The following is a 12,506-nucleotide window of genomic DNA, read 5'->3' as shown; positions in this document are numbered from 1 at the left end:
AATAACCCGTCGGTTCATATTTCTCCCTCAAGGAGGGTCGTCCGTCGAAATCGATGCTGGTTGGACGCCGTTCAACAGGGCACCGATTCCGTCCTTCGGTCGCTCGTTCCCTCTTCGAACACGACCGTCTCATCGAGCGAGTACCGGTCGTCCCCCGCTTCTTCGCTTCGATGTCGAACCCGGATCCGGTTCGGAACGTCTCCCTTCAGCGTTACCGTCGCGTCGTATCTGACCAGTGCTTCTTCCATCGTGCATCCGCTCATCCCTTGCTTTTTCCTGTCGGCGACCACGACGACGAGCGTCTCGGACTCTTCGTCGATTCCGACCGTCTCCAACGTCGTCTCCATACAACTCCGTCCCCCGCTCTCGATCTGTCCCGCAACCGCAACCCGTCTTTTCGTTGGCATCAGAGCGACCGTGATCCCGTCCTGCCAGCAATCGAACAGCGGTTCCATGTGAGTATCGGCCTCGAATTCGGCGTTTTCAATTCTGCCGGTATCGAGTGACGTACCGCTTCCGAATTCGGTGGGGACACCACTGCAACCGGAGAGAAAAGCTACTGCTCCGCCAACCGACGCACAAACGGTCCGTCGTCTCATAGGGCATATCAGTACCGCTCGTGACAACTATTTTGGCATGGCTCAAAGAATCGTTTGAAATACCGGAATACGGGTATTTCGGTGGTCGTAGCGAGTCGGGTACGACCATCGTTCTCATCGACCCGCTACAGAAACGCCTTTCTGTTCCCCACTCCCCCTACGAAACGATGCAGGTCTCCGAGGCGGTTCCAGGGTTCGCGGAGGCGTTCGCCTTCGAGGAGTTCAACCGGATGCAGCGCGAGATGCTTCCCGCGCTGCTCGACAGCGAGGAAAACGTCGTCGCCAGCGCGCCGACGGCGAGCGGAAAGACGGCCCTCGCGGAACTCGCCATCTGCAAGGCGCTGCGCGACGACGGAACCGCGCTGTTCATCGCCCCGCTTCGGGCGCTGACGAACGAGAAGGAAAGCGACTGGGAGCGGTTCGAGGACCTCGGCTACTCCGTCTACGTCGTCACGGGCGAACGCGATTTGAATCCACGACGCGCCGAGCGCGCCGACATCCTCGTGATGACGCCCGAAAAGACCGACTCGGCGACCAGAAAACACGATTCGGCTCGCTACTCGTTCATCACGGACATCGACTGCTGTGTCATCGACGAGGTGCACCTCCTCGATTCCGAAAAGCGCGGAGCAGTTCTCGAAGTGACCATCTCGCGCCTTCGCCGCCTCTGTGACCCCCGCGTCGTCGCGCTCTCGGCGACGATGCCGAACGTGAGCGACGTGGCCGACTGGCTCGACGCGCCGCCGGAGACCACCTTCGAGTTCGGGGACGACTACCGCCCCGTCGATTTGCACGCGGACGTGAAGACGTACTCCCACGGGGACAACTCCTTCGCGGACAAGTACCGCAGGCTGTACCGCGCGCTGGACCTCGCGGAACCGCACATCCGCGACGACGGGCAGGCCCTTGTCTTCGTCGCTTCGCGGCAGGACACCGTGCAGGCGGCGAAGAAGGCCCGCGACGAAATCGGCGAGCGGGACATCCCTATCGGCGCTCGCGGCGACTACGATTTCCACACCGAAACGCAGGAACTGCGCAACGAAACCCTCCGGAACTCCGTCCTCGACGGGGTGGCGTTCCACCACGCCGGCCTATCGAAAAACGACCGCGATAGGGTAGAAGAGTGGTTCAAGCAGGGAAAGATTCAGCTCCTCTTTTCGACATCCACGCTCGCGTGGGGCGTCAACCTCCCCGCTCGCTGCGTCGTTTTGCGCGACACCAAACTGCACGACCCGCTCGAAGGCGAGGTGGACATGAGTCCGCTCGACGTGCTTCAGATGCTCGGGCGGGCGGGCCGTCCCGGCTACGACGACGTGGGCTACGGGTGGGTCGTCTGCGACTTCAACGACGCGGACAAGTACCGGAAACTGCTGCGCGACGGCAAGGAAATCGAATCCCGACTGGCCGAGGATTTGGACTCACACCTCAACGCCGAAATCGCGATGGGGACCATCTCGGACTTGGACGACGTGATGTCGTGGCTCAGGACGACGTTCTACTACGTCCGCGCCCAGAGCAAGCCCGACGAGTACGATTTCGAGAACCACCGCGAGCGTGTCCGAAGCACCCTTCAACGCCTCGTCTCGCGCGGATTCGTCGAACAGGGCGACGACCTCAAAATCGAGGGCACGGCGCTCGCCGTGCTCGCCTCGAAGTTCTACCTCAACCTCAACACGGCAGAACGGTTCCGCCGTCTCGCGGAAACCGAGGAAATCGACGCGTCGAAGATCCTCGAAACGGTCGCCGGTGCGGCCGAGTTCGACAGCGTGAGTTCCCGTCAGTCCGAACGCGACGCCATCAACTCCGTCCTCGTCGGACAGGACTCGGGGGACCTCGAAGCGGGCGGGCGGAAGGTCCTCGCCATCCTCCGGTCCAGCATGACGGGGTCGACGCCGGGCGACCTCAGGAGCGACGCGTGGGTCATCCAGCAGAACGCCGTCAGGCTGTTCGCGGCACTCCGTGCGTTCCTGAAGCGACTCGACAGGCCGTTCGCCGCGAACCTCGTTACCAGAATCGAGGCCCGCGTGGAGAACGGCGTCGGGAAGAGTTCGGTCGGCCTCACCGCCATCGACGGCGTGGGTGCGGGGAGAGCGAGCAAACTGGCGACGGAAGGCCTCGAAACGCCCGCCGACGTCTGTGACGCGGGCGTCGACGGACTCGTGGATGCGGGTCTCACCGACGGCGTCGCGGAACAGGTAGAGGCGAGCGCGCGGAAACTCCCCGACGTGAAAGTCGAGTGGGGGTCGTTCCCCACTCGAATCGGCCGCGGCGAGAACGATATGCGCGAAGTGACAGTGCGAAATCACGGGCAGGGCGAACAGGCCGCCATCGACGTGACCGTCAACGGCGTCGAGATGACGACGAAATCGACCTACCTCGACGGAGAGGCCACCGTCCCCGTCGGCGTCTTCGGCGGCACCGACGACGAGATGGAGTTCACCGTCAGCGTGGTGTTTCCCGACCTTCCCCTTCTTCCGGTTACCGACGCTCGGTCCGTGCGGGTCGAGTGAGCAACTCCTCCCGCAACTCGGCGGGCGAGGAGACCACCACGTCCGCCATCGAGAGGTCGAGTTCCTTCGCGCCGTTCGGGTAGCCGACGCAGTACGTTCCGGCCCGAACCGCCGACTCGACGCCGTTTTCCGAGTCCTCGACCGCCGCACACTCGTCCGCTCGATAGTCGAGCAGTCCGGCCGCGTATTCGTAGATGGCGGGTTCCGGCTTGCCCGGCGCGTCGATGTCGTCCGCGCTGACGACTTCCTCGAACTCCAAATCGAAGCGCTCGGTGACGATTTCTATCCAGTCGTGCGGGGACGACGAGACGAGCGCGACGTCCACGCCGTCGTCACGCAGGCCGTCGAGCAAATCGTGAAAGCCGTCCATCAGCGAGACGTGCTCGCCGTACAGGTCCTCGGCGATTTCGTTGTAGAGGGCGACGAACTCCTCCTTCGTCACGTCCGTTCCGTACTCCTCGTCCAGATAGTCGTAGATTTCGCGATAGTTCATCCCCGTTATCTCGTCATCTTCGATGTCGTCGACGCCCACCTCCGGGAAGATGGTCTCCTCTTCGAGTTCCACCCAGAAGTCCTCGGAGTTCACGATGACGCCGTCCATGTCGAACAACACAGCGTTGGGTTCCTGCATTTCTGTCTTCCTTTGTTCTCCCGTTTCCCCCAAAACCCTTCGCCCGAAGATTTAAATCCGAACCCGCGACCAAACCGGCCCATGACCGACACGATTCGCGTGTTCGCCGGCGACTGTACGATTACGACCGATGGCGACACGGAAGAACGGCGGCGCGGCGAGATGGTCGCCCTGCTCAAACCCGACGACACCCTGCTCGTCCACGACGTGGACGGCTACCAGCCCGTGGAGTGGCTCACCCGCGCCGAAACCGCTCACGCCTCGCTCGACGGGGATACCTTTACGCTCGTGGCAGCGACCGCCGACCGCCGCGTCCGCGTCGATTGTCACACCTGCCACGGAATTTCCCGCTATCCGGGGTCCGTCGCCGGGATTCCGGTCGGACCCTGTCCGCACTGCGATGGCACGCTGACGCGAGCGAAGGGGACGGTTTCCTGTCTACGCTGTCGTCGAGCGTACCAGATTCCGCGCCACGCCAGTATCGGCGACGACACGTGCGACTGCGGTCTGCCGACCATGCACGTCGAACAGGGAGCGACGTTCGAACTCTGTATTGACCGTGACTGCGGCACCGTTCTGGACGCCGTTCGGGAGCGATTCGACCGCGGATGGAACTGTCCGGAATGCGGTGCTGACGTGCGAATTTTACGCCGCGGCGGCATCATCCGGGTGCGACCGTTATCCCGATTGCGACACCGGCTTCGGGGTTCCGAACGGAACGATTGTGGACTCGTGTGATTGTGGCCTTCCGGTGTTTCGGACGCGGTCCGGGCGGCGGTGTTTGAACACGAACTGTTCGGAGTTTCGGGAGGCGTCGCCGGTCGAGTGATGACTTCTCCCGTGGAAAAGTCGCAGTGCCTTTGATGTCCCACGCTACAGAAGAGGTATGGATGGAACCCTACGCGACGACGAAGTACACGTCGGCGGCGACGCCCGCCAACGGTACTACGACTCGCGTGGATACGGTCGCCCGCTCGGTGGCAACGAGGTAGCGTTTTCACGCGTCGAGGCCGCTCACCTGTTGCTCCGCGGCGACCTCGACTCGGTGGATGGCAACGGATTTCAGGAATTTCTACAGGATTCGACGGGGAACGGTTTCGCGGCGCGCTTTCTCGTCTACGCCGACCTGCGAGAACGGGGATTCTACCTCTCTCCCGACCGGGAAGGGTGGGTATCGAACGCGCAGGCGGGTTCGGATTTCGTGGTCTATCCTCGGGGAAGCGGGCCGTGGGACGACGAGGTGCTGTACCGGATTCGCGTCGCCAGCGAACGCGAGACGGTTCCCGTCTCGGAGTTGGGCGATGTCGTCCTCGCAATCGTAGACGAGGAGAGCGAGATAACCTACTTCGAAACCGACGACGTGGCGGTCACCGGAACGACGGACCATGCGGTTCCGACCGACCTGTCCGGGTCGCTCATCGCCGACCGCGTGTTGCTGTGGAACCCACCGGACGAACTCCACGGCAAGGCGTTTTACGGCCAGCAGATGGGTGGCCGCGATGCAACTGGCATCCTACAGTTGTCGCTCGTGGAGGCCGCGTATCTCGTCGCGGACGGGAACCTGTCGGTCGACGGCGGCTACGAGAAAATCGTCGAGCGCGGTGAGGAGGTCGAAGGCGAGCGGTTCGACCGACGGTTGCTGGTGTATCGAACCCTCCGGGAGCAGGGAGTCGTTCCGAAGACCGGGTTCAAGTTCGGAGCGGACTTCCGAACATACGCCGACGTGGAGTCCGTCGATAACCTCGGCCATTCCGAGTTTCTCGTTCGGGTGCTTCGCGACGGGCACGAGTTCGTTCCGCGCGACCTCGCGCTGGACGTTCGACTGGCTCACGGGGTTCGAAAACAAATGATATTTGCGCTCATCGCGGAAAACGAACGAATAGACACTTGGCTGTCGGTGACACGACTTACACCATGACACGAGACGATTCATTCGAGACGGGCGTGGAACCCGTTCCCGACGGTGGCACCGCGACGGGGGAGGACGATGTAGTCCTCGACCCGTGGGGTTCGGCGACGGTGTCGGACTACCGAAAGCTGTTCGAGGAGTTCGGCATCGAGGAGTTCGATGACGTGCTTCCCGGCGTTCCGAACCCGCACTACCTGATGCGCCGCAGCGTCATCTTTGGCGACCGCGGCTACCGTCGCGTCGCGGAGGCCATGCGAAACGACGAACCCTTCGCCGCGCTGTCGGGGTTCATGCCGACCGGCGACCCGCACATCGGTCACAAACTGGTGTTCGACGAACTCATCTGGCACCAACGACAGGGCGGGGACACCTACGGCCTCATCGCCGACCTCGAAGCCCACAGCGCCCGCGGCCTGTCGTGGGAGGAAATCGACGAACACGCGCGGGATTACCTCCTCTCGCTCATCGCCCTCGGATTCGACCCAGAGGAGGGAACCCTCTACCGCCAGTCCGAGAACCGCGAACTGCAGGATTTGGCGTTCGAACTGGGGTCGAAGGCGAACTTCTCGGAGTTCCAGTCCATCTACGGCTTCGACGGCGAAACCAACGTCTCGCACGTCCAGAGCGTCGTCACGCAGATGGCCGACATCCTCTACCCGCAACTCTCCGAACCGAAACCGACCGTCATCCCCGTCGGCCCCGACCAGGACCCGCACGTCAGGTTGGCCCGCGACTTGGCGGTTCGGATGCGTTACTTCGGTGTGACGAAGGCCTACGCGAGTTTCGAGGCCGACGAAGAGGAACTGTCGCACATCGCGGCGGCGTACGAAGCACGCAAGGAGTACGCGGACGACCCGGACATGCCCCGGTGCGAGGATGCGGCGGCGTGGCTGGCGGAGAACGGCGACACCGACGTTCCGGCCGTCGAGACGACGATTTCGAAGCTCGAAAACGCCGGTATGGAACCGCTTCGCCCCCGGGTTCGATTCCTCGACCGAAACGCGACGGAGGAAGCATATCAGGCGCTCATTGACACCATCGACGGCGAAAAGCGGGTCTTCGACGAGCACATCGACGTGTTCGACTACTCGCGGGAGGACGCCAAGGCGCTCGCCCGCGAGGTTGAGATGGAACATGGCGGCTACGGGTTCATCATGCCTTCGTCCATCTACCACCGGTTCATGACCGGCTTGACCGGCGGCAAGATGTCGTCGTCGGTTCCGGCGAGCCATATCAGCCTGATGGACGACCCCGAGGACGGCTACGACAAGGTGAAGTCGGCGACGACCGGCGGGCGCGAAACCGCGGAAAAGCAGCGCGAGCTGGGTGGTAGGGCCGACGAATGTCCGGTGTACGAACTGTACGCCTACCTGCTCGCGGGCGACGACGACGAGTTCACGAAGCGGGTGTACGACGAATGTGTCGGCGGCGAACGCCTTTGTGGCGACTGCAAGGAACAGGCCGCGCAGTTGATGTACGAGTTCTTGGAAGACCACCAGGAGAAGCGCGAGGAGGCACAAGGACTGCTGGACGGCCTCGACATCGAGTTGGAGTCCTCGCGGCGATAGTGCGACTCGGTTCGCACTTCGAAAACTCGATTCACACTTCGAAAAGCGCTTTGTCGACGGCGTTCGACATCGAATGGAGATGAACCGCCTCCGCTTATTGCTTGGAATCGGCACGTTCGGTGTCGTCGGTGGTGGGCTTTCCATCTGGTACGGGTTTCGACATCAGATGTGTACCGCTGCTGGCGACGTCCAGAACCAATGTGGCCCGAACATCCTCTTCCTGATTCCCGGCATCATCCTCGTCCTCATCGGAATCGGTCTCCTGTTGATGGCCTATCAGCACGACTCGTCCTCCCGTTCCTCGAACGTGGACGGGTGACGGGACGAACGCTCTCCCGATTCGCCGCTCGCCGTCGTTCATCCCGCTAGCCGAGCGGGACCTCACCCGTCCGAATCCGTGTCACCATCGTCGCCGTCCGAGTCCGAATCTCCGTCGTCACCGTCGGAATCGGTGTCTCCGTCGTCGCTATCCGAGTCCGAATCGCCATCGTCACTGTCGGAATCTGTGTCTCCACCATCGCTATCCAAATCCGTATCACCGTCATCGCTGTCGGAGTCGGCGTCTCCGCGACTCTTGTCGGAGTCCGGATGTCGCCTCGATCCGGTATCTCGCCTCGTCCCGGCATTTCTCTCCGATTCAGTTCTCGTTCCCGTTCCGGCATTTGCTCTCGTTTGGGAACCCTGTCGATCGGGTTCCGTCCCGGATTGGGTCCGCGTCGTCTTTCCGATTTCCGAGTCGAGGCTGTAGAGGAGGACGGGCGGGAAGATGTAGGAGGCGATCGCCAACAGCACGAAGAACCGGTTGACGAAGATGAGCAATCCGAACGCGGTGAGCGCCGCGGCCGAAGCGGCGTGAACCGCCGTCTGGGTGTACTCACGGTAGTACTCCCATAGCCCACGCAGCCATCGTACCGCCGATGATTCCCCCCCGCCGGTCGCGGTTGTTGGCATAGTGAACGACTAGCGACCGACGGCTAAGAACCCACTCCCCCCTTGAGGTGATGCGTCCGTGGTCGGTTCCCGTGCCTACTTTCGGACGACGACGCACGGGGTGGCGGCATCCACGAACGCCTCGTCCTCGGCGTCGGTTAATTCCCAGTAGTTTCGGGTATCCGCGCCCGTGGCCTCTCGAACGACCTCCTCGCTGATGATGTTCGCGCCGCTCAACACGAGTTCGAACGACTCGCGTTTTCTGCCCTCGAACTCCCTGTCGAACGTCGCTCTGCTCGTTTGGTTCGGATAGTTCAAGACGAGGCATCCCCCCGCCCGAACGTGTGCGTACAGGTTCTCGATCGCCCGTCGTGGCTGCTCGACGAAGTACAGCGTGGCGACGCAGTACACCACGTCGAATTTCCGATTCCTGTCGAGTTCGGGGAGCGAATCGACGGCGAAGTGGAGGTTGTCGAGTCCTTCTTCCGCGGCTTTCTCCGCGTTGTCCCGGACAACCGTCTCGGAGATGTCGAAGCCGAACACCTCGATTTCGGGGTGGCGCTCGGCGAGGAGAAACGGGACGACTGCGGGTCCGCACCCGACCGACGCGAACTCCTTTGGCGTGCCCTCGCGGTCGAAGAACCGCTCCACGAGGTCGGCCATCCGCTCGCCGCCGATGTAGGCACAGCGGTCGTAGTTCGCCCTATCGTAGAACCGCTCCCAGTCCATCATGCTGCTTTCATGGACGGGCGTGGAATAAACTCCTCCGAATCGCACACTCGTCGTCCGGGTCACGTATCGACCTATCCAAGCCGTGTATCATCTTCCCCGAGTCGCTCATCGGTTCGTTCGCAACGCTTTTATCGATTCTGTGCGACCATCTACCCATGCCATCCGAATCCCACCATGGCCGTGTCGCTGTCGAACCACGACCACCGACGGGATTCGACTTTTTCGTCGCGGCCTGAGCGGCCGGTGGACTCCTCTCGCGGCGAGGGGACGAAACCGGGCGCAGTGGCCCGACCGTCTTCAGAAGGGATAAACGGGCGCAACGGGAGATACGACCAACGACTACCCAGTGTACATGAAACTACCAGAATCACAGGTCGCGGTGCTGGACGCCGCGAGCGCAACGGAGGAACGAACGATAGCGGACCTCGCCGGGAAGACCGGCCTGAAACCCGAGACGGCGACGGGGGCGGTCTTCGAACTCGAAGATGCGGGGTTGCTGTCCGTGGACGAACGAACCGAGGAATCCGTCTCGCTGACCGAGGAAGGCGAGGAATACGCCAAGGACGGCCTTCCCGAAGTCGCGCTGTACGAAGCGGCCATCGAGGCCGGGGCGGCCGACGACCCCGTTCAGATGGGACAGGCCATCGGTGCGTCCGGTCTCGGAGGACCGAAGGTGAACATCGCCCTCTCGAACTACGCCCGGAAGGGGTACGGAACCATCGACAGCGGAGAGATTACGGCGAACCCGGACGCCGAACCCGACGAGGACGCGGAAGCGAACGCGCTCGTCTCGCTCACTGCCGGAGAACCGGTCGACGACCCCGATGTCCTCGACCAATTGGAGAGCCGTGGTCTCGTCGAGCGCGCGGAATCGACGGTCCGGTCGGTGACGCTCACCGACGACGGCGTGACGGCGATGATGGAGGGCATCGAGGCGGCCGAGACGGTCGGCCAGTTGACGCCGGAGATGCTCACGACCGGCGAATGGCGCGACGTGGAGTTCGCCGAGTACAACGTGGACGCTGACGCCGAACGGATCGACGGTGGCAAGGTTCACATCCTCCGCCAGACGGCAAATCGCGTGAAGGACGTGCTCGTCGGGATGGGCTTCGAGGAGATGGACGGGCCGCACGCGGACGCGGACTTCTGGATAAACGACTGTCTGTTCATGCCTCAAGACCACCCGGCGCGGACGCACTGGGACCGGTTCGCGCTGTCGAACCCGACCGAAATCGGCGACCTGCCGGAGGACCTCGTGGAGCGCGTCCACAGCGCCCACCGCGACGGCGTCGGCGAACACGGCGAGGGCTACCATTCGCCGTGGGACGAGGACTTCGCGCGAGCCATCGCGCTTCGCGGACACACCACGTCGCTGTCGATGCGGTATCTCTCGGGCTACGCGCAGGGCGAGCTGGAACCGCCACAGCGCTTCTTCAGTGTCGAGAAGGTGTACCGCAACGACACCCTCGACCCGACGCACCTGCTGGAGTTCTTCCAAATCGAGGGCTGGGTGATGGCCGAGGACCTCTCGGTCCGCGACCTGATGGGTACGTTCGAGGAGTTCTACGCCCAGTTCGGGATCACGGACATCCAATTCAAACCCCACTACAACCCGTACACGGAGCCGAGTTTCGAACTGTTCGGCAACCACCCGGAGACGGGCGAACTCATCGAAATCGGCAACAGCGGGATGTTCCGCCCCGAGGTGCTCGAACCGCTCGGCGTCGAGTGCGACGTGATGGCGTGGGGCCTCGCCCTCGAACGCCTGTTGATGCTGATGTACGGCTTCGAGGACATCCGCGACGTTCACGGGACGCTGTGTGACCTCGAACTGCTCCGCGACGTGGAGGTGATTCACTGATGCCAACCGTCGATGTCAACCCCGACGAACTGCGCCGACTGACCGGCCACGACGAGAAGAGCGACGACGAACTGGAGGAAGATATGTTCGCCCTCGGACTGGAGTTCGAAGGCGAGACGGAGGACGGCGACATGCAATTGGAGTTCGCTCCGGACCGTCTGGACCGCCTCTCCATCGAAGGCGTCGCCCGGTCGCTTCGCTACCAGTACGGCGACGACAGCGGCGTCTACGTGCCGAAGCCGAACGACGCCGACTGGACCATCGAAGTGGACGAGAGCGTCCCCGAGGAGCGCCCCTACGTCACGGGTGCAATCGTCCGCGGCGTGAACCTGAACGAGGAGGCCCTCGATTCGCTCATCCAACTACAGGAGAAGCTCCACGCGACGATGGGACGGAAGCGCGCGAAAGGTGCCATCGGGATTCACGACTTGACGATGTTGAAGGGGAGTTCGGCCACCGATGAAGGCGGCAACTCGATTCAGTACGTCGGCGTCGACCCCGACGGCGACCGATTCGTCCCGCTCGACGCGGACGCCGAGATGACTCCCGACGAGGTCCTCCGCGCCCATCCAACGGGCGAGAAGTACGCCGACATCGTTTCGGCGTACGACCGCTACCCGGCCATCTACGACGACATCGGCCTGTTCTCGTTCCCGCCGGTCATCAACGGCCGTCGAACCGAGGTCGAAACGGATTCGCGCGACCTGTTCATCGAACTCACCGGCACCGACCAGTGGACCATCGACAAGATGTGTACCATCATCTGCTACGCGCTCGACGCCCGCGGCGGAACCATCGAGGAAGTCGACGTCGAGTACGACGACCGAACGCTGGTCCGGCCGAACCTCGACGTGACGACGAAGGCAGTCACGCACGAGCGAATCGAGACGCTGCTCGGCATCGAGTTCACTCCCGACGAGGTCCTCGAACTCCTCGCACGCTCCGGGCTGTCCGGCGAAGCGGAGGAAAACGAGGACGGAACCGTCACATACGAAGTCCAGATACCGCCCTACCGCGTGGACGTGCTTCATCCCGTAGACATCGTGGACGACATCGGTCGGGCCTACGGCTTCAACGACCTCTCGCCGCGCTACCCCGACGTGGGAACGGTCGGCGGACGACACGAGCGTTCGCAACTCGAAGACGCGGCCCGCGAAGTCCTCGTCGGCCTCGGCTTCGAGGACCTCCTCAACTTCCACATGATAAGCGAGGAGGAGAACTTCGAGCGCATGCGCGTCGACCCCGGCACCGACGTGGTCGGTGGCGGCACGCCGGCGAGCATCAAGAACCCCTACAGCGAGGATTACACCATGCTCCGAACGTGGGCGCTCCCCTCGCTCATGATGGTGCTGGAAAACAACACCCACCGCGCCTATCCGCAGGACCTCGCGGAGATCGGGCTGGCCGCGCAGGTGGACGGGAGCGAGAACACTGGCGTCGCGGAACACCGAGCCGTGGCCGGCGTCCTCGCCCGTCACGACGCCTCCTACGAGGACGCGAAGGCTCATCTCCAAGCCGTCGCGCGGAACTTCGACGTCTCCCTCGAAACGCCGCCGACGGAACACCCGACGTTCATCTCCGGCCGCACGGCGTCGGTGATCATCGACGGCGAGACAGTGGGCGTCATCGGGGAGGTTCATCCCGAAGTTCTCGTGGAACACGACTTGGAGGTTCCCGTCTCGGGATTCGAGTTCCGACTGGACGCACTGGAATAACCGCGAACGAGCGAAGCGAGTGAGCGGGCGCGTTCCGCGGTTGAACAACGC

Annotated in this window: 10 protein-coding genes and 1 pseudogene; 7 read left to right on the top strand and 4 right to left on the bottom strand. The window is 63.0% G+C overall.

Features of this window, described 5'->3' with window-relative positions:
- Positions 1 to 71 precede the first annotated feature (71 nt).
- Entirely contained in the window at positions 72 to 347 is a 276-nt protein-coding gene (locus tag ACGYLY_RS15305) for a hypothetical protein (protein WP_395284086.1), read from the bottom strand.
- A gap of 419 nt (positions 348 to 766) precedes the next feature.
- Here ACGYLY_RS15305 and ACGYLY_RS15300 point away from each other — a divergent pair, with 419 nt between their 5' ends.
- A complete protein-coding gene (locus ACGYLY_RS15300) occupies positions 767 to 3,109 on the top strand; it encodes a DEAD/DEAH box helicase (RefSeq protein WP_395284087.1) in 2,343 nt (780 codons plus the stop codon).
- Here the strand turns inward: ACGYLY_RS15300 and ACGYLY_RS15295 are convergent.
- Positions 3,078 to 3,740, bottom strand: a complete 663-nt coding sequence (locus tag ACGYLY_RS15295; protein WP_395284088.1) for an HAD family hydrolase — start codon at positions 3,738 to 3,740, stop codon at positions 3,078 to 3,080. The genes ACGYLY_RS15300 and ACGYLY_RS15295 overlap by 32 nt on opposite strands.
- 81 nt (positions 3,741 to 3,821) lie before the next feature.
- On the opposite strand from ACGYLY_RS15295, the pseudogene ACGYLY_RS15290 reads away from it, so the two are divergent.
- The 4 genes and pseudogenes from ACGYLY_RS15290 to ACGYLY_RS15275 all read left to right on the top strand — a co-directional run bounded on the left by ACGYLY_RS15290 (position 3,822) and on the right by ACGYLY_RS15275 (position 7,536).
- Positions 3,822 to 4,569: pseudogene (locus tag ACGYLY_RS15290) on the top strand (DUF91 domain-containing protein).
- Positions 4,570 to 4,626: 57 nt separating this feature from the next.
- Positions 4,627 to 5,658: a tRNA-intron lyase gene (gene endA, locus ACGYLY_RS15285; protein WP_395284089.1), complete on the top strand. Its 1,032-nt coding sequence runs from the start codon at positions 4,627 to 4,629 to the stop codon at positions 5,656 to 5,658.
- Complete coding sequence (locus ACGYLY_RS15280; RefSeq protein WP_395284090.1) at positions 5,655 to 7,217, top strand: tryptophan--tRNA ligase; 1,563 nt, start codon at positions 5,655 to 5,657, stop codon at positions 7,215 to 7,217. Before endA ends, ACGYLY_RS15280 begins: the two co-directional genes overlap by 4 nt.
- Before the next feature lie 79 nt (positions 7,218 to 7,296).
- Positions 7,297 to 7,536: a hypothetical protein gene (locus ACGYLY_RS15275; RefSeq protein WP_395284091.1), complete on the top strand. Its 240-nt coding sequence runs from the start codon at positions 7,297 to 7,299 to the stop codon at positions 7,534 to 7,536.
- Between the two features lie 62 nt (positions 7,537 to 7,598).
- Here the strand turns inward: ACGYLY_RS15275 and ACGYLY_RS15270 are convergent, their stop codons facing one another.
- Entirely contained in the window at positions 7,599 to 8,168 is a 570-nt protein-coding gene (locus ACGYLY_RS15270) for a hypothetical protein (RefSeq protein ID WP_395284092.1), read from the bottom strand.
- 75 nt (positions 8,169 to 8,243) lie between these two features.
- Positions 8,244 to 8,879 carry a class I SAM-dependent methyltransferase gene (locus ACGYLY_RS15265; protein WP_395284093.1) on the bottom strand — a complete coding sequence of 212 codons (636 nt, stop codon included), beginning with the start codon at positions 8,877 to 8,879 and terminating at the stop codon, positions 8,244 to 8,246.
- A gap of 352 nt (positions 8,880 to 9,231) precedes the next feature.
- Here ACGYLY_RS15265 and ACGYLY_RS15260 point away from each other — a divergent pair, with 352 nt between their 5' ends.
- Positions 9,232 to 10,740 carry a phenylalanine--tRNA ligase subunit alpha gene (locus ACGYLY_RS15260; protein ID WP_395284094.1) on the top strand — a complete coding sequence of 503 codons (1,509 nt, stop codon included), beginning with the start codon at positions 9,232 to 9,234 and terminating at the stop codon, positions 10,738 to 10,740.
- Positions 10,740 to 12,455 (top strand): phenylalanine--tRNA ligase subunit beta, encoded by a 1,716-nt coding sequence (pheT, locus tag ACGYLY_RS15255; protein ID WP_395284095.1) that lies wholly within the window; start codon positions 10,740 to 10,742, stop codon positions 12,453 to 12,455. Before ACGYLY_RS15260 ends, pheT begins: the two co-directional genes overlap by 1 nt.
- Positions 12,456 to 12,506 lie beyond the last annotated feature (51 nt).

The organism is Haladaptatus sp. CMAA 1909 (genome assembly GCF_043952005.1).
Lineage (GTDB): Archaea > Halobacteriota > Halobacteria > Halobacteriales > Haladaptataceae > Haladaptatus.
This window is presented reverse-complemented; position numbering and strand designations above follow the sequence as displayed.